This window comes from Jiangella asiatica (assembly GCF_004349065.1).
GTDB lineage: Bacteria > Actinomycetota > Actinomycetes > Jiangellales > Jiangellaceae > Jiangella > Jiangella asiatica.
Genome location: NZ_SMKZ01000022.1, coordinates 31,533 through 48,125 on the forward strand (window position 1 = coordinate 31,533; position 16,593 = coordinate 48,125).

Consider the following 16,593-nt stretch of genomic DNA (forward strand, 5'->3'; position numbering starts at 1 on the left):
GCGCTCACCCGACGGTGTGGGCGACGATCTCGCCGATCGCCAGGTCCCACAGCGGCTCCGGGACGTACTGGTGGCCCATGCCGGGCATCGCCACCAGCCGGGCGCCGGGGATCTCGCGGGCCAGCGCCTCGCCGTGCGGGAAGGGGAGCAACGGATCGTCTGTGCCGTGGAGTACCAGGGCGGGCGCCGTGATCGCGCCCAGCCGGTCGCGCAACGGCCCGGTGCCCTCGAGGATCCAGTGGTTGGTCTGCATGGCCGCCATGTCGGTGGTGCGGTCGTACACTCGGGCCGCGAGGCGCCGGGCCCGCTCGGCGTCGAACGGAACCGAGCCGGCGAAAATCCGCTCGCCCTCGACCATCGCCTCGATCGCGGCGTCGCGGTCGCTCCAGGCCACGCCGGGACTCTCCGATGCGAACAGCTCGGCCAGCCGCGGTTCCATGGGTGGCAGGTCCGGCTGGTCCGGTCCGCCGGGGCCGGCCGGGCTGGTGGACTGCAGCGTCAGGCTCGCGACGCGGTCGGGGTGGTCGACGGCCAGGTGTTGCGCGATGCCGCCGCCGAGTGAGAGACCGACCAGGTGTGCCCCGTACACCCCGAGCCCGTCGAGGACGGCGAGCGCGTCGGTCACCAGGTCCGCGCCGGTATAGCCGGGCTCCCCCGCCGGATAGTTGGTGGATCGGCCGGTGTCGCGCAGGTCGTACCGGATGACGTACCGTCCGGCGGCCGCGATGGGCTCGCAGAACTCGTCCTCCCAGAAGTCCATGGATGCCGCCGCGCCACCGATCAGGAGCACCGCTGGATCGGTGGCCCGGCCGAACGTCTCCGCGCAGATCCGGGCCTCGCCGGACGGTAGGAACGATTCGCCGGAGCGGGTGGGCGAGACCATGGTCGACTCCCAACTATCAAAAACGTAGTAGCTGCTATGGTGAACGTAGCAGAAGGAGGTGTGAGATGGCCAGGACCTATGGCGAGGGATGCCCGATCGCGCTCTCGCTCGACCTCGTGGGCGAGCGGTGGGCTCTGCTCGTCGTGCGCGAGCTGCGGCTCGGGCCGCGCCGCTACCGCGACCTGCAGGATGCCCTGCCCGGCATCACCCCGGCGGTCCTGTCGCGCCGGTTGAAGGAGCTCGAGGGGAGCGGCGTCCTGCGCCGCCACCAGCTACCGCCACCGGCCGCGGCCTGGGTGTACGAGCTCACTGCCTGGGGAGCCGAGCTCGAACCGGTCTTCCAGGCGCTGGCACGCTGGGGCGTCAGGTCACCGGTCGTCCCGCTCGCCGGCGAGGTCAGTGCCGACTCCGTCATGCTCGGCCTGCGCACGTTCTTCGGCTCCAGGTACGACGACGAGCGCGCGGCATGGTCGGCGACGTACGAGATCTGGCTCGACCGCGACCCCTACCGACTACGGGTGGACGACGGCCGCCTGGTCGAGCTGGCCCGGGGCGGCGCGAACGGCGGACCCGACGTCATCGTGCGCACCACCAAAGCGACCTGGCAGGCAGTCCTGGACCGGAGCGAGCCACTCGCCGACGCCGTCGCCGCCGGCCGGTTGGACGTCACCGGCGACCTCGGCCTGCTCCAGCGCCTCATCGACGCACCGCGGCGGGCTCCAAACGGATGATCACCGACTTCGACGCGGGGGTGTTGCTGACCTCCGCGGTGTGGTCGAGCGGCACCAGGACGTTCGTCTCCGGGAAGTAGGCGGCCGCGCACCCCGGCGCCGTCGGGTACGACACCACCCGGAACGACGGTGCGCGCCGGTCGCCGTCGGACCACTCGCTCACCAGATCGACCATCGCGCCGTCCGCGAACCCCATCGCGGCGAGGTCGGCGGGGTTGACGAGCACCACCCGGCGGCCGCCGCGGATGCCGCGGTAACGGTCGTCGAGGCCGTAGATGGTGGTGTTGAACTGGTCGTGCGAGCGGATGGTCTGCAGGATCAGCCGGCCCGGGCCCGGCCGCAGCACCTCGAGCTCGTTGACGCTGAACTGGGCCCGTCCGCTCGCGGTGGGGAACGTGCGCGAGTCGCGCGGCGGGTGCGGCAGGACGAAGCCGCCGGGCACGCTGACGCGGTCCTCGAAGTCGGCGAACCCCGGCACCACCCTCGAGATGCTGGAACGCACCGTCGAGTAGTCGGCCGCGAACGCCTCCCACGGCGAGGGGTCGTCAGCACCGAGCGTCCTGCGGGCCAGCGCGCAGACGATGGACACCTCGCTGCGCAGCTTCGACGACGCCGGACGCAGGGTGCCGCGCGAGGTGTGCACGATGCTCATGGAGTCCTCGACGGTGACGAACTGGTCACCACCGGCCTGGCGGTCGCGCTCGGTGCGGCCCAGGCACGGCAGGATGATCGAGCGGCGGCCGGCCAGCGCGTGCGACCGGTTGAGCTTGGTGGACACGTGCACGGTCAGCGGCACCGATCGCAACGCCTCCGCCACCACCGCGCTGTCCGGCGTCGCTGAGGCGAAGTTGCCGCCCATGGCCATGAACACCCCGACCCGTCGGTCGCGCATCGCGTGGATGGCCTCGACGGTGTCGTGTCCGGGCCGGCGCGGCGCGGTGATGCCGAACTCCGCCTCCAGCGCGTCGAGGAACGCCGCCGGCGGCTTCTCCCAGATGCCCATGGTGCGGTCGCCCTGCACGTTGCTGTGCCCGCGCACCGGGCAGGCGCCGGCGCCGGGCCGGCCGATGTTGCCGCGCAGCAGCAGGAAGTTGACGATCTCGCGGATGGTCGGCACGGCCTTCTTGTGCTGGGTCAGGCCCATCGCCCAGCAGACGATGACGCTGTCGGCGTGGCGCACCTCGTCGACGAAACCGTCCAGCGCCTCGCGGGGCAGGCCGGTGGCGGTGGCGACGTCGTCCCAGTCCAGCTTCTGCCAGGCGGCGACGGCAGCGTCGAAGCCGGTGGTGTGTGTGGCGATGAAGTCGTGGTCGAGCACGTCGCCCTCGTCGGCGTCCGCGTCGACCAGCATCCGGTTGATCGCCTGGAAGAACGCGAGGTCGCCGCCGACGCGCAGCTGCAGGTAGATGTCGGACAGCAGGGTGCCGGAACCGACGACGCCGCGGACGGTCTGCGGGTTCTTGAACGTCTGCAGGCCGGCCTCGGGCAGCGGGTTGATCGAGACGATGCGCGCGCCGCGCCGCTTGGCCTGCTCCAGCGCGGTGAGCATGCGCGGGTGGTTGGTGCCCGGGTTCTGCCCGACGATGACGATGAGCTCGGCGTGGTCGGTGAGGTCGTCGAGCGAGACGCTGCCCTTGCCGACGCCGAGAGTCTCCGACAACGCGGCGCCGGATGACTCGTGGCACATGTTCGAGCAGTCGGGCAGGTTGTTCGTGCCCAGCGCGCGGGCGAACAGCTGGTAGAGGAACGCCGCCTCGTTGCTGGTGCGGCCGGAGGTGTAGAAGACGGCGTCGTCGGGGCTGTCCAGCTCGCGCAGCGAAGTCGCGATGACGTCGAGCGCCTCGTCCCAGCCGATGGGTCGGTAGTGGGTGTCGTCCTTGGAGCGGATCATCGGCTCGGTGAGCCGGCCCTGCTGGCCCAGCCAGTGGTCGGTGCGGTCGGCCAGCTCCGCGATCGGGTGGTCGGCGAAGAAGGCCGCGTCGACCTGCCGGGTGGTGGCCTCCTCGCCGACGGCCTTGGCGCCGTTCTCGCAGAACTCCGCCAGGTGCGGCTTGCCCGGCTCCGGCCAGGCACAGCCCGGGCAGTCGAACCCGCGGTGCTGGTTGACCAGCCGCAGGGAGGTGGTGCCGCGCCGCACACCGGCCTGGTCGAGCACCGACTTCAGCCCATGCACGACGCCGGGAACGCCGGCCGCGGCTGCCTTCGGCGGGCTGACCCGCACGCCGGACTCGTCGTGGTCGTCGCGGGGCGGTGGGGTGGTCATGGTCCGACGGTAGTACTCGCGGCCCTCGCCGGGGAGGCCACCGGCTCGGGCAGCTGGTCGATCGACGGCCCGTTGCCGTACTCGTGGACGCGGACGGCTCGCATCGGCACCAATCTCTTCGTCGATGCTGTGACGGTGTGGACGCACCGTCACAGCGGGAAGGGCCGGCACGTGGACAGTCCTAGTCCGATGGCGATAACCGACAGGCTGCTTGACGGCGACGAAAGGGGGAAGATGGAGACATGGGGCAGATGACGACGCGGCGGCCGGTGCTCCGGCTGCGCCCCGGCAGGGCGGCGCGACGGCCCGACACACTCGCCGTCGAGGAACCGCTCCTGGTGCGCGTCGGCGACCGCGTCCTCACCTCCACCATGCGCACGCCGGGCCACGACTTCGACCTCGTCGCCGGCTGGCTGGTCGGCGAGGGAGCGGTCCGCGAGAAGCCCGAAATCGCCGGCCTGAAGGAATGCATCAACGAGGACAACACCATCGAGGTCACACTGGCCGTCGGCGTGGCGCCGCCGCGGCAGCGGGCGTTCGAGACCACCAGCGCCTGCGGCGTGTGCGGCGCCGACCGCATCGTCGACGTCGCCTCGGCGATGCGGTGGAAGCTGCGCGACGATCCCACCCGTGTCGACGTGGCGGTCCTTTCGGCACTGCCCGATGCGATGCGCGCCGAGCAGCGGGTGTTCGACCGCACCGGCGGCCTGCACGCGGCCGGGCTGTTCACCACCTCCGGCGGCGTCGTCATCGTGCGCGAGGACGTCGGCCGGCACAACGCGGTCGACAAGGTCGTCGGCGCGGCGCTGCTGGCCGGGCGGCTGCCGCTGGCCGGTCACGTCCTGCAGGTCAGCGGCCGGGCGTCGTTCGAACTGGTCCAGAAGGCGGCGGCGGCCGGGGTACCGGTCCTGGCCGCGGTGTCCGCGCCGTCCAGCCTCGCCGTCGACCTCGCCGACGAGTGCGACCTCACCCTGGTCGGCTTCGTCCGCGGCGGCGGCATGAACGTCTACACCCACCCCGAGCGGGTCCGGGTGGCCCGCTGACCGCGCCCCCGTTCCCCCATGATCATCAACGGTTGGCGACGCCATGATGTCGCCAACCGTTGATGATCATGGGATGGAGGTGGCGGGGACCCAGTAGCGCAGCTTGCCGTGGCGCTCGTCCTCGAACTCGCCGCCCGCGCTCTCGATGACCTTGCGGGACGCGATGTTGTCAACGTCGCAGGTGACGAGCGCCGGGTCGATGCCGAGCTTGGCGCACCAGGGCATCGCCTGGCGGAGCATCGTGGTGGCGTGGCCCCGGCGGCGGGCGGTCGGGCGCACGTCGTACCCGATGTGGCCGCCGTAGTCGTGCAGCCACGGGGTGAGGCGGTGCCGGATGGACAGCCGGCCGATGAAGTACGTGCCGTCGATGTACCACAGGTGCGTGGACGGGACCATGCCGCGCGAGCGTGGTGCGTCGTCGTGCTCGTCCTCGAGCTGGCGGCGGACGTAGGCGGCGAAACCGTCGGGACGGACCATGTCGGCGAGCTGGAGGTCGTCGGCCCAGCGCGGCTCGTAGCCGGGCTCGCCGACGGCCTCGAGCCACGACTCGTGGACGTCGACGGTGGGGCGGACGAGTTCGGGCACGAGGTCCATCGTGCCCCGATCAGGCAGGCTCAATCGACGGGATTCCGATTTCCACCCGGACCCCGCCCGCGGCCACCGGGTGGGAAGGGACGTCAGTCCGGACGCTTGACCGCGGCCAGCAGGCCGTCGCCGACCGGGAGCAGCGCCGGCACGAGGTCGTCGTTCTCGCGGACCAGGCGGCCGAGCTCGCGGATGGCGACGGTCTCGGGGTCACGCTGCGCGGAGTCGGCCACGCGATCGTGCCAGAGGGCGTTGTCGAAGGCGAGCGCACCGCCGGGGCGCAGCAGGCGCAGTGCCTGCTGCAAGTAGTCGCCGTACTCGGTCTTGTCGCCGTCACAGAAGACGAGGTCGTATGCGCCGTCGGTGAGACGCGGCAGCACCTCCAGCGCGGCGCCGGCGATCAGCCGGGTGCGGTTGGCCGCGATGCCGGCCTCGGTGAACGCCTCGCGGGCCAGCCGCTGGTGCTCGGACTCGATGTCGACGCTGGTGAGGACGCCGTCAGCGTGCATGCCGGAGAGAAGGTAGAGCCCGGACACGCCGGCGCCGGTGCCGACCTCGACGACCGTGCGCGCGCCGAGCGCGGCGGCCAGCAACCGCAGAGCCGCACCACCGCCCTGGCCGATCGGGGTGGCGCCGACCTCGGCGGCGCGTTGCCGGGCGCGGCCGAGGATGTGGTCCTCGTCGAGGTAGGCCTCCGCAAAGGCCCACGACTCCGGGCTGATCGTCGTGCTGCTGCCCGCGGGCATGACGCCTCCTGCCAGTCCAGCCAATGGTCAGTGCTGAGCTTAGAGCGTCCGGCACCCCGCGCGGTGGACCCGGAACCCCCGGACCGGGTCGAATCGTTCCTGGGTCGAGGGAACGTCAGGAATAGATGGGGGGCTTCCCTGATTGGCCACGAAAGGGGCAATGGGTGACCATGGACGTAGCGCTCGCACCGGCGAGCCGTGTCGAGGGAGGTCCCGAGGTGGCTGACGCTGAGACCTGGACGCCGCCGAGCTGGGACGAAATCGTCCGTGAGCACTCGGCGCGCGTCTACCGGCTCGCCTACCGGCTGACCGGAAACGCCCACGACGCCGAGGACCTCACTCAGGACGTGTTCGTCCGGGTCTTCCGTTCGCTGTCGTCCTACACCCCGGGCACGTTCGAGGGCTGGCTGCACCGCATCACCACCAACCTGTTCCTCGACTCGGTGCGCCGCAAGCAGCGCATCCGGTTCGACGCCCTGGCCGACGATGCCGCCGAACGGTTGCACGGACGCGAGCCCACGCCCGAGCGCGTGGTCGCCGACCGGATGCTCGACGCGGACATCCAGCGAGCTCTCGAGGCACTGCCGCCGGACTTCCGGGCCGCGGTGGTGCTCTGCGACATCGAGGGCCTGTCGTACGAAGAGATCGCGGCGACCCTGGGCATCAAGCTGGGCACCGTCCGCAGCCGCATCCACCGTGGACGGGCACAGTTGCGGGCGGCGCTGGACCACCGCGCGCCTGACGATGCCAGCGCTCTCGAGGCTGAGCAGCCTGGGGCCGACGCGCCGCGCGAACACGGAGATCCGGCATGAAACATCTCGACGAGCGGATCAGCGATCTCGTCGACGACCGCCTCGAACACGATGAACGCGACCGTGCTCTGGTCCACCTGACTGTCTGCGCGCAATGCCGCGAGGCCGTCGAGCTGGAGCGCGACGCGAAGAACGCCCTGCGATCCCTGCCCGACGCGCAGCCGTCGGAGCGGCTGGTCCAGAAGCTCCTGCTCCTGGCCGAGCCCGGCGAGCCGCTGCCGCCGCCGGCCGCAGACTCCCACCCCGCCCCGGTGGCGGCATGGCGCCCACGCGACACCCGCCCCGTCGCCGGTCCGAAGTTCGGCCGCGGCCCGGAACGGTCGCCACGCCGGGTGCGCGTCGTCCGGGTGGCGGCGCTGGGCATGTGTACCACCGGCGCGATGCTGGTCCTGCTCGCCTCGCTCGGCGGCCCGTCCGACTCGCCCGACACGCCCGAGGCGCCGGTCAGCGTGGTCCCGCCGCTGGAGGAGTTCACCGAAGAGCACGCCCGGTCCACCGGCGTCCTGCCGTTCGCCGAGCCGGCGCCCTTCCTCGTCACCCCGAGCGCCACCGTGGGGGACGGCTGGTGAGCTTCGGCCACCGCGCAGGCACCGGTGTGGCAGGCGGACTCGCCGCTCTCGTCGTACCGGTACTCGCCGTGCCCCTGCTGGTCAGCGCGCTGGCCGTGTTCGTCCAGGCCCCGCTGGCCTCGTCGCGCGACACCGGCGACGACCCCCGTGCCGTCGAGCTGCTGCGCCAGTCGGCCAGTTCGGCCGAGCGCGTCTCCTACAGCGGCACCCAGTACGTCTCCACCTGGTCCGCGCTGGCCAAGTCCGCTGCCGCCACCAGCGCCGTCGTCCAGGTGCGGCACGAGGCCGGCGGGTCCACCGAGATCAGCCTGCACGACCGCCAGACCGCCATCCTCGACGGCCGCACCGCCACCCGGTGGCTGGCCGGCGACGGCCCGGCCGACCTCCTGCTCGGCGCCTACACCGTCCGGCTGGCCGGCGAGGACCAGGTGGCCGGGCGGCACACCGACGTCGTCGAGGCGCGCCGGCAGGACGGCTCGGTCGCGGCCAGGCTGTGGATCGACCGCGAGACGGCCCTGCCGCTGCGGCGCGAGGCGTTCGACGATGACGGCTACCCGCTCAGTGCCAGCGCGTTCGTCGAGGTCAACATCGGCACCTCCGGCCACTGCTGCAAGACCGGTGCCGGCACCGCGGTCGACGAGGTCGACACGTTCGACACCGACGAGTCGATGCTGCGCTGGAACGACATCGCCGAGCTGCGCGACGAGGGCTGGCACTGCCCGGGCGAGATCGCCGACGGCATGGTCCTCTACGAGGCACGCCAGGTCGGCGACGCCATCCAGCTCAGCTACTCCGACGGCGTCATGACGGTATCGGTGTTCGAGCAGGTCGGCTGGCTCGACCCGGAGAAGCTTGAGGGCTACCAGACCGCCGACTACGGCGACGGGGTCGTGTACACGCGCCCCGGCCCACCGGCGCGGCTGATGTGGTCCAGCGGCGACCGCGTCATCACCGTCGTCGCCGAGGCTCCGCTCGACGTCGTCGGCGACCTGCTCGACGCGCTGCCGCCGGAGCCGGCCGCCCAGCCGCAGGAGGACAAGGACGGCTTCCTCGACCGCATCGGTCGCGGCGCCGGGCGAGTCGGCTCGTGGCTCAACCCCTTCGACTGACCGCGGTGGGACGAACCGGACCGTGCGTCCGGCCCGATCGACGTGGAGAATGACGGCATGAAGGCAGGGTGGACGAGTCTCGGGCAGCCGGCCTCCCCGGACGGGAGCGGCGGCGTGCCGTGGGCCGGCGGAGCCTGGCGCTACACCGACCGAACCGGCCAGCTGGCACCGCAGCCCGCGCCGGGAGGCCCAGCGCCGGCCGGTGCCGTGCAGCGTCGTGAGGGTGCTGGGAACGGCCTCGTCACTGCGCCACTGGGCGCTCCAGGAGCCGCCGCGCCGGACACCGTCCCCGGTCCGGACGCGGTCCCAGGGCCGCCGGCCGGGCACCGTCGCCAGCCGAAGCGGCGCCGCGGACTGGCCGTCGTCGGCATCCTGCTGCTGACGCTCGTGGCCGGCGGCGTGGGCGGTCTCGTGGCCGAGGCGCTGGACGACGACGACGGCGGCGCCGGCACGGTCACCGTCATCGGCGCCGACCCGACGGGGCTGGTCGAGCGGCCGCCGGAGTCCATCGCCGGGGTGGCCGCCAGTGTGCTGCCGAGCGTCGTCTCCGTCACCGCGGCCGAGGCGAGTGGCTCGGGTTTCATCATCTCCGAGGACGGCTACGTCCTGACCAACAACCACGTCATCGCCTCGGCCGCCGACGGCGGCGCCATCGACCTGGTGCTGTTCGACGGCCGCCGGCTGGAGGCCCAGCTCGTCGGGGCCAGCCCCAGCTACGACGTCGCGGTCCTGGAGATCGACGCCGACGACCTCCAGCCGGTGGTCTTCGGTGACTCCGGCTCGGTGGCCGTCGGCGACCCCGTCGTCGCCATCGGCAGTCCGCTCGGCCTGGACGCCACCGTCACCAGCGGCATCATCTCCGCGCTTGAGCGGCCGGTCACCGCAGGCGGCGAGCCGGACGGCCAGTCCTACATCAACGCTTTGCAGACCGACGCCGCCATCAACCCGGGCAACTCCGGCGGTCCGCTGGTCGACAGCGCCGGCCGGGTCATCGGCGTGAACTCCGCCATCGCCAGCCTGGGCATGAGCGCCGAGACCGGCTCCATCGGCCTTGGGTTCGCCATCCCGATCGAGCAGGTCCAGCGGACCGCCGAGCAGCTCATCCGCGACGGCGAGGCCGTCTACCCGATCATGGGCGTGCTGCTGGACAACAGCTTCACCGGACCGGGCGCCCGGGTGGCGCAGGACGGCGAGAACGGCCCGGGTGTCACCCCCGGCGGCCCCGCCGACGCGGTCGGCATCCGCTCCGGCGACGTGATACTCCAGATCGAGGACTCCGAGATCCGCACGCCCGCGGAACTGATCGTCCGGCTGCGGTCGCACGAGCCCGGCGAAGAGATCACGCTGATCGTCGAGCGGGACGGCGAAACCATGGAAGTGACAATCACTCTCGAGTCGGCGGTGGGTTGACGTGCAACGTACTCTTGGTCGGACGGATGCACGCATGCCACGACGTGGGGGCCGGTAGTGTTCGACATTGGGATCGGCGAGGTGTTCGTCCTGCTCGTCGTGGCCCTGCTGGTCTTCGGTCCGGATCGGCTGCCGGAGATGGCCCGCCAGGCCGCATCGTTCATCCGCGACCTGCGGACCATGGTGGCCAATGCCCGCCGCGATCTCTCCGGCAGCGTCGGTGACCTCGGCATCGACAAGGACGACCTGAAGACGCTGGCCGACCTGCGCAACCCCAAGTCGTTCGTGCGCAGCAAGGTCCTCGACGGCGTCGACCTCGGCCTGGACGACATCGGCCTCGACGACGAGCCGAAGTCGCGCAACGGCGCGGCGAAGAAGACCAGCCAGAGCCGCAAGAGCTCCACCTCGCACGAACAGCCGCCGCCAGACCCGGTGCCGGTTGACACCGACGGCGGCAGCGCGAGCGCCAAGGCCGCTACCGGTACGGCCGGCGCAGACGCCTCGGCGGCATCGACCTCGTCGTCCACCGCATCGGCGTCCTCGTCCGCCGTTGGCTCACCCGAGGCGTCGGCGGACGCGAGCCCCCCAGCCGCTGGCGCGGCCCGCAAGACCACGGCCAGCAAGACCAGCGCGGCCCGCAAGTCCACGGCCAGCAAGACCAGCGCGGCCCGCAAGTCCACGGCCAGCAAGTCCACGGCCAGCAAGTCCACGGCCAGCAAGTCCACGGCCAGCAAGTCCACGGCCAGCAAGTCCACGGCCAGTAAGACCACGGCCAGTAAGACCACGGCCAGCAAGACCAGCGCTGCCCGAAAAACGAGCGCCGCGCGCAAGACAGCTGCTGCCGACAGTGCGGGCGCCGCAGCCAAGACCAGCACTGCCCGCAAGGCCGCCGCGGCCGGCACGGCTCCTGCCGCCGGCACTGCCAATGGCGGTGACGCAGCCGGCGCGGCCGGAGGTACGGACGTGGACGGCGGGATCGTTGCCGGCGTCGCCCCCGGCGGCGAGTCGCCTCCGCGCTTCGACCCCGACGCGACCTGAGCAGGTTCTGTCGCGACGCTCCTCGCGGCACCCGACACCCTTGATCATGTTCCCCCGCGGTCTCCTCGGCGGCTGTCGTCTGAGTCGCCGTTGCCGTTCGTCCAAGCGCAAGATCTGCTGTGCCGCGTGCATGGCTCGCTGACGGTGACCCTGGCTCGCTGAAAGCGACCAGCTGCGCCGGATATGCCCGGTTCGTGGAGCGCTTCAGTGTGCCAGGCGTTCGCGAGCCCGCGGATTCTCCGGTCGGCGCCGCGGTCGCCGGACTTGCGCGCCTGCGTCGTCGGCGACCGCAAAGGAACATGATCAAGGCATCGGCGGTGGAACCACGCCTTCGATCCGCGTCGACCCGCGGCCGGCCCTCTGGCCAGGCAGCGGTGCGAGATGGGTGTGCCAGCAACGTGAGGGCACCGTCGCGCCCGCGACAACGACGCCGCACCGTTGCCGCATCCATCTCACACCCAAGCTTGCTGGCCGCCGCGGAGTGGCGCCTGGACGCCGCCGCCGACGTCGCCCGCGGAGGTGGTTAATGCGGGCACGGTCGATGACGCAACCACCAGGGTGGGGTCGATCGCCGATGATCAAGGGCTGGGGCGTCGGGGTTTGTTGCGATTGGATCACGAGGCCTCGACGCGGAAAATCACCTAGTGATCTAATCAATTCCACGCCGGGCGTCCGTCGACGCTCGCTCCAGGCGCCCGGCGTACATCGATCGCAACGCTCGCAGTCGAGGGGACGCCGGTGAACGTGGGTGACGTGAGCCGCCGCACCCTGGCGGACGAGCTCGCCACCGGCGTGGTCGAACTGATCCGTGAGCAGCGCCTCGAGCCCGGCGGCCAGCTCGACACGGTCCGTACGCTCGCCACCAGGTTCTCCGTCGCCGTCCCGACCATGCGGGAGGCGCTGCGCCGGCTGGAGGCGATGGGGGTCGTCGTGCTGCGGCACGGGTCCGGGGTGTACGTGGGCGAGAACGTGGGCCGCTCGGTGCTGCCGAATCCGCACAGCCCCATCCTCACCGGTGAGCGCCTGATCGACCTGCTCGAGGCGCGGCGGACCATCGAGCCGCCGATCGCCGCGATGGCCGCCACCGTCCGCGATCCCGACGGTGTGGCCCGGCTGACCGAGACGCTCGACGAGGCCGAGCAGTGCTTGCGCCTGCACGACGAGCGGCTCTGGATCGTCAACCTCGAGTTCCACCGCGCCCTGGCGCAGGCCTCCGGCAACACCGTCCTGGCCGAAGTGGTCGACTCGATCGTGCTGGTCCACGCGCAGGAGCAGCGCGAGATCCTGCGGCTGCACGGCGACGAGTCCGAGGACTTCGCCGAGCACCAGCGGATCATCCGGGCCGTGGTCGACGGGAGCGCCGACGAGGCCTTCGGGGCGACGCACGAGCACCTGACGAACGTCATCGACGTGATAAGAGCTCGCAACCTCGGCTCCGAACATTGAGCACTCGTCGGACATACTGACGTGTCACGATCGCGTGCCGATCGGTTATTTCAAAAGTCAAGTATTCACAACAACGAGGTGGTCGAACGTGAGACTCCGTTACAGCGGGGCGGTCGCTGCCCTGGCAGCGTCGGCGCTCGTCCTGGCCGCGTGCGGCGGCGATGGCGACGACGAAGCTGCCGAGGCGCCGGGCACCGTGGCCTTCTACACCGACAAGGCCGCATGGGAACCACAGTTCCTCGAGGTGTCCGACGTGTCCGAGAGCAGCCTGGGTCTGGGCCTGGACTTCACCGGCTACTCCGACGCCGACCAGTACTCGGCCTTCATCCGGCAGGCGTTCCGCACCGACGAGAAGCCCGAGCTGTTCACCTGGCACACCGGCAGCGAGCTGGAGGACCTGGTCGCCGAGGGTCTGGTGGCGCCGACGACGGACATCTGGCAGGCCGCGATCGACAACGGCGATGTCCCTGAGGCAATGCGCGAGTACTTCACCGTCGGCGAAGATCAGTACTGCGTCCCGATGAACGCCGCCTACTGGGTCATGTACTACAACAAGGCGATCTTCGACGAGCACGGTCTGGCCGAGCCGACCAGCTGGGCCGAGCTGATGACCGCCGCCGACACCCTGCTGGCCGCGGGCGTCACGCCGTTCTACGAGACGAACATCCTGTTCTCGTTCGTCTGGTTCCAGACCCTGCTGGCCGGCACCGACCCGGAGCTGTACAACGCGCTGTCCAGCGGCGAGGCCAGCTACACCGACCCCGGCGTCGTCGAGGTGATGAACCAGTGGCGGGGGATGCTCGAGGCCGGCTACTTCGGTGACCCGGGCGACCAGACCACGCCGCAGGACCAGCTGAAGAACGGCACCGTCGCGATGATCAACTTCGGGACGTTCCTCAGCGGCCAGCTGAACAGCGTGGACATGGTGTCCGGCACCGACTACGACTTCTTCATCATCCCGAACGTCAACGCCGAGCTCCCGCAGACGTCGCTGATCTTCGAGACTGGCCCGATGTGCACCGCCGAGGAGGCGGAGAACCGCGACACCGCACTGCAGTATGCCGACTGGTGGATGAGCGAGGAGGCGCAGACGGCGTGGGCCAACGCCCGCGGTGACGTGTCCTTCAACCCGAAGGCACTGGTCAACGACGAGCAACTGGCGGCTCTCAACGAGGAGGCCAGCGCCGAGTCCTACCTGCTGCTGGAGCGGTACTTCGAGGCGACGCCGGTGCCGGTGCTGGCCGCCGCGCTGGACGGCTTCAGTGCGTTCGTCACCAACCCGGGCGACCCGATGCCGATCCTGGAGACCATCCAGGCCGAGGCGGACGCCTACTGGAGCAGCCAGGGCTGATCCGGCACGCGAGGACGAAGCACGGGAGGAGTTGACCGATGTCCGGGCTGGCCGTCGCCGCGCCTGAACAGACACCCGAGCACCCGACGGCGGCGTCGCGCCGGCGCCGTCGCGGGTCGTACCGATGGTCCGCGCGGGCGTTCAGCCTGCCGGCGGTGCTCGTGGTGGCGGTGCTGCTGTATCTGCCGTTCCTGTGGACGACGTGGATCAGCTTCACCGAGTACAACGGTCTCGGCTCACCGTCGTGGGTCGGCCTGGACAACTACCGCGACATGTTCGCGGATCCCAACTTCACCACCTCGCTGCGCAACACCCTGATCTGGGTCGTCGGCACCATCACGGTGCCGGTCAGCCTGGGTCTGCTGATCGCGGTGCTGTCGCACGGGATGCGGTTCGGCAGCTGGTTCCGGCTGCCGTTCCTCATCCCGTACGCGATCTCCGGCGTCGCCGTCGGCGTCGTCTGGCGGTTCGTGCTCCAAAACGGCGGCGGGCTGAGCCAGGCGCTGGACGCTCTCGGCCTGCCCGGTGCCGACTCCCGCTGGCTGCTGGACGCGCCGATGAACACGCTGGTGATGATCGGGGCCGCCGCCTGGCAGCAGACCGGCGTGAACGCGCTGCTGTTCGTCATAGGGCTGCAGTCGATCCCGCGGGAGCCGATCGAGGCGGCCAAGCTCGACGGTGCCTCCGGCTGGCGGATGTTCCGGCACATGCACTGGCCGATGCTGCGCCCCCTGACCACGGTCGTCGTCGGGCTGTCGCTGGTGGCCAGCCTGAAGACGTTCGACATCATCTGGGTGATGACCAAGGGCGGGCCTGGCCGCAACTCCGAGACGCTCGCGGTCACCATGTACGAGGAGACGTTCGTGACCAGCGCCTACGGGGCCGGCTCGGCGGTCGCGGTGTTCCTGACCGTCGTGACGTTCATCGCCGCCATCACCTACCTGCGCCGCCAGCTGTCGACCGAGAGGACGGTGTGACGTCCATGGCCGCTCGCGTGCTGCGCCCCGCCATCCTGCTGATCCTCGGCCTCATCTGGCTGGTGCCGGTGTACCTGCTGGTCGTCAACGCCGCGAAGCCCGCGGCGCGTTACGCCTCGGACCAGGTCTGGCGGCCGGTCGGCGAGTTCGCCCTGTTCGACAACATCCAGGAGGCCTGGGAGCTGGCGGGCCTCGCCGACGCGGTCACGAGCACCCTCATCTACAGCGTCGTCGCACCGGCGCTGGCGGTGCTGATCGGCGCCGCGATCGGCTTCGGCATCGTCGCGCTGCGGCTGCGGCACGGGTTCTTTTGGTTCGTGCTCGTCTTCGGCGGCACGGTGTTCCCGCTGCAGATGATCCTGATGCCGTTGTTCGTGGGCTACGTCGAGGCCGAGATCTACGACAGCCGGCTCGGCATGCTCGCCATCTACACGGCCATCACGCTGCCGTTCTCCGCGCTGGTCATGCGCAACTTCCTCGGCGGCATCGCGCACCAGGTGTTCGAGGCCGCGGTCATGGACGGAGCCACCACCTGGCGGATCTTCTGGCGCATCTACCTGCCGATGTCCACCAGCGCGCTGGTGGCGGTGTTCATCCTGCAGGCCACGTTCGTCTGGAACGACCTGCTGCTTGGGCTGGTGCTGAGCCAGTCCGACGAGGTCCGCCCGCTCATGACGGCGCTGACCAGCCTGCAGAACACCTACGGCGGGTCCCAGCTGGTGACGGTCCTCGCCGGCGGCCTGCTGGTGTCGCTGCCGACGGTCGTGCTGTTCCTGTCCACCCAGCGCATCTTCAGCCGGGGCCTCAACCTCGGCCAGTTCTAGGAGGAAACCCGATGAGGGTTGTCGTGGTCACCGGTGGTGGCGCGGGCATCGGGCGGGCCGCCGTCGAGCGGTTCGCGAACGACGGTGAGCTGGTGGTCGCGTTGGATCGCGACGCCGCGGCACTGGACGATCTGGCCGGCCGGGCCGCCGATGCCGGGTGGACCGTGCGCACGCAGCAGCTCGACGTCGCCGACGACGTAGCGGTCGGGCGGCGCGCCGCGGAGCTGGCCGAGGAGTTCGAGACCATCGACGCCCTGGTCTGCGCTGCCGGCATCCAGCGGTACGGCACCGTCGAGGAGACCAGCATGGAGCTGTTCGACGAGGTCGTCGGCGTCAACCTGCGCGGGGTCTTCGCGACCTGCCATCACCTGATGCCACTGCTGCGGGCCGACGGCGGCGGCAGCGTCGTCGTCGTGTCGTCCATCCAGGCCTACGCGTCGCAGTCCGGAGTGGCCGCCTACGCCGCCACCAAAGGCGCACTGTTGGCGCTGGTCCGGTCGATGGCCGTCGACCACGCGCGCGACGGGGTCCGTGTCAACGCCGTCTGCCCGGGCTCGGTCGACACGCCGATGCTGCGCTGGGCCGCCGAGCTGTTCAGCGACGGCCGCCCGGCCGACGACGTCGTCGCGGAGTGGGGCCGCACGCACCCGCTCGGCCGGGTGGCCCGGCCCGGCGAGGTGGCGGACGCGATCGCGTACCTGGCCGGACCGCAGGCGAGCTTCGTCACCGGCACCGAACTGGTCGTCGACGGTGGCGTCCGGGCGGCGCTGGGGGTAGCGCTGCCGGAATCGACAGGGGGTAACTGA

At 71.0% G+C, this 16,593-nt stretch carries 16 protein-coding genes; 12 read left to right on the top strand and 4 right to left on the bottom strand.

Annotated elements, in window-relative coordinates:
• Positions 1-4 precede the first annotated feature (4 nt).
• Positions 5-883, bottom strand: a complete 879-nt coding sequence (locus E1269_RS16370) for an alpha/beta fold hydrolase (RefSeq protein WP_131896380.1) — start codon at positions 881-883, stop codon at positions 5-7.
• A gap of 65 nt (positions 884-948) precedes the next feature.
• Between E1269_RS16370 and E1269_RS16375 the strand changes: the two genes are divergently transcribed.
• Positions 949-1,614: a winged helix-turn-helix transcriptional regulator gene (locus E1269_RS16375; RefSeq protein ID WP_131896382.1), complete on the top strand. Its 666-nt coding sequence runs from the start codon at positions 949-951 to the stop codon at positions 1,612-1,614.
• Here E1269_RS16375 and E1269_RS16380 read toward each other — a convergent pair.
• Positions 1,580-3,877, bottom strand: coding sequence for an FdhF/YdeP family oxidoreductase (locus tag E1269_RS16380; protein WP_131896384.1), 2,298 nt, complete (start codon positions 3,875-3,877; stop codon positions 1,580-1,582). The two genes, E1269_RS16375 and E1269_RS16380, sit on opposite strands and share 35 nt — an antisense overlap.
• Positions 3,878-4,119: 242 nt before the next feature.
• Between E1269_RS16380 and fdhD the strand changes: the two genes are divergently transcribed.
• Complete coding sequence (gene fdhD / locus E1269_RS16385) at positions 4,120-4,920, top strand: formate dehydrogenase accessory sulfurtransferase FdhD (protein WP_203433732.1); 801 nt, start codon at positions 4,120-4,122, stop codon at positions 4,918-4,920.
• 66 nt (positions 4,921-4,986) lie between these two features.
• Here the strand turns inward: fdhD and E1269_RS16390 are convergent, their stop codons facing one another.
• Entirely contained in the window at positions 4,987-5,505 is a 519-nt protein-coding gene (locus E1269_RS16390; protein WP_131896388.1) for a GNAT family N-acetyltransferase, read from the bottom strand.
• 92 nt (positions 5,506-5,597) lie between these two features.
• Complete coding sequence (locus tag E1269_RS16395) at positions 5,598-6,251, bottom strand: O-methyltransferase (RefSeq protein WP_131896390.1); 654 nt, start codon at positions 6,249-6,251, stop codon at positions 5,598-5,600.
• 170 nt (positions 6,252-6,421) lie between these two features.
• On the opposite strand from E1269_RS16395, the gene sigE reads away from it, so the two are divergent.
• From sigE to E1269_RS16440, 10 genes are all read left to right on the top strand, one after another.
• Positions 6,422-7,063: an RNA polymerase sigma factor SigE gene (gene sigE, locus E1269_RS16400; protein ID WP_131896489.1), complete on the top strand. Its 642-nt coding sequence runs from the start codon at positions 6,422-6,424 to the stop codon at positions 7,061-7,063.
• Complete coding sequence (locus tag E1269_RS32295; protein WP_162606448.1) at positions 7,060-7,632, top strand: anti-sigma factor family protein; 573 nt, start codon at positions 7,060-7,062, stop codon at positions 7,630-7,632. The genes sigE and E1269_RS32295 overlap by 4 nt, the downstream gene beginning before the upstream one ends.
• Positions 7,629-8,741 carry a sigma-E factor regulatory protein RseB domain-containing protein gene (locus tag E1269_RS16405; RefSeq protein WP_162606449.1) on the top strand — a complete coding sequence of 371 codons (1,113 nt, stop codon included), beginning with the start codon at positions 7,629-7,631 and terminating at the stop codon, positions 8,739-8,741. Before E1269_RS32295 ends, E1269_RS16405 begins: the two co-directional genes overlap by 4 nt.
• 57 nt (positions 8,742-8,798) lie before the next feature.
• Positions 8,799-10,151 (top strand): S1C family serine protease, encoded by a 1,353-nt coding sequence (locus E1269_RS16410; RefSeq protein ID WP_131896394.1) that lies wholly within the window; start codon positions 8,799-8,801, stop codon positions 10,149-10,151.
• A gap of 57 nt (positions 10,152-10,208) precedes the next feature.
• Positions 10,209-11,189, top strand: coding sequence for a twin-arginine translocase TatA/TatE family subunit (locus tag E1269_RS16415; RefSeq protein WP_131896396.1), 981 nt, complete (start codon positions 10,209-10,211; stop codon positions 11,187-11,189).
• Between the two features lie 753 nt (positions 11,190-11,942).
• On the top strand, positions 11,943-12,635 hold the full coding sequence (locus E1269_RS16420; protein WP_203433734.1) for a FadR/GntR family transcriptional regulator: 693 nt from the start codon (positions 11,943-11,945) through the stop codon (positions 12,633-12,635).
• A gap of 88 nt (positions 12,636-12,723) precedes the next feature.
• A complete protein-coding gene (locus tag E1269_RS16425) occupies positions 12,724-13,986 on the top strand; it encodes an ABC transporter substrate-binding protein (protein ID WP_131896398.1) in 1,263 nt (420 codons plus the stop codon).
• Positions 13,987-14,024: 38 nt separating this feature from the next.
• Positions 14,025-14,963, top strand: a complete 939-nt coding sequence (locus E1269_RS16430) for a carbohydrate ABC transporter permease (RefSeq protein ID WP_131896400.1) — start codon at positions 14,025-14,027, stop codon at positions 14,961-14,963.
• 5 nt (positions 14,964-14,968) lie between these two features.
• A complete protein-coding gene (locus E1269_RS16435; protein ID WP_131896402.1) occupies positions 14,969-15,787 on the top strand; it encodes a carbohydrate ABC transporter permease in 819 nt (272 codons plus the stop codon).
• A gap of 11 nt (positions 15,788-15,798) precedes the next feature.
• Complete coding sequence (locus E1269_RS16440; protein WP_131896404.1) at positions 15,799-16,593, top strand: SDR family NAD(P)-dependent oxidoreductase; 795 nt, start codon at positions 15,799-15,801, stop codon at positions 16,591-16,593.

Bases quoted from the DNA above. Each gene is read 5' to 3' on its own strand.
- E1269_RS16410 (WP_131896394.1), top strand. From the start codon at position 8,799: ATGAAGGCAGGGTGGACGAGTCTCGGGCAGCCGGCCTCCCCGGACGGG.
- E1269_RS32295 (WP_162606448.1), top strand. From the start codon at position 7,060: ATGAAACATCTCGACGAGCGGATCAGCGATCTCGTCGACGACCGCCTC.
- fdhD (WP_203433732.1), top strand. From the start codon at position 4,120: ATGGGGCAGATGACGACGCGGCGGCCGGTGCTCCGGCTGCGCCCCGGC.
- sigE (WP_131896489.1), top strand. From the start codon at position 6,422: ATGGACGTAGCGCTCGCACCGGCGAGCCGTGTCGAGGGAGGTCCCGAG.
- E1269_RS16380 (WP_131896384.1), bottom strand. From the start codon at position 3,877: ATGACCACCCCACCGCCCCGCGACGACCACGACGAGTCCGGCGTGCGG.
- E1269_RS16430 (WP_131896400.1), top strand. From the start codon at position 14,025: ATGTCCGGGCTGGCCGTCGCCGCGCCTGAACAGACACCCGAGCACCCG.
- E1269_RS16370 (WP_131896380.1), bottom strand. From the start codon at position 883: ATGGTCTCGCCCACCCGCTCCGGCGAATCGTTCCTACCGTCCGGCGAG.
- E1269_RS16375 (WP_131896382.1), top strand. From the start codon at position 949: ATGGCCAGGACCTATGGCGAGGGATGCCCGATCGCGCTCTCGCTCGAC.
- E1269_RS16440 (WP_131896404.1), top strand. From the start codon at position 15,799: ATGAGGGTTGTCGTGGTCACCGGTGGTGGCGCGGGCATCGGGCGGGCC.
- E1269_RS16395 (WP_131896390.1), bottom strand. From the start codon at position 6,251: ATGCCCGCGGGCAGCAGCACGACGATCAGCCCGGAGTCGTGGGCCTTT.
- E1269_RS16435 (WP_131896402.1), top strand. From the start codon at position 14,969: ATGGCCGCTCGCGTGCTGCGCCCCGCCATCCTGCTGATCCTCGGCCTC.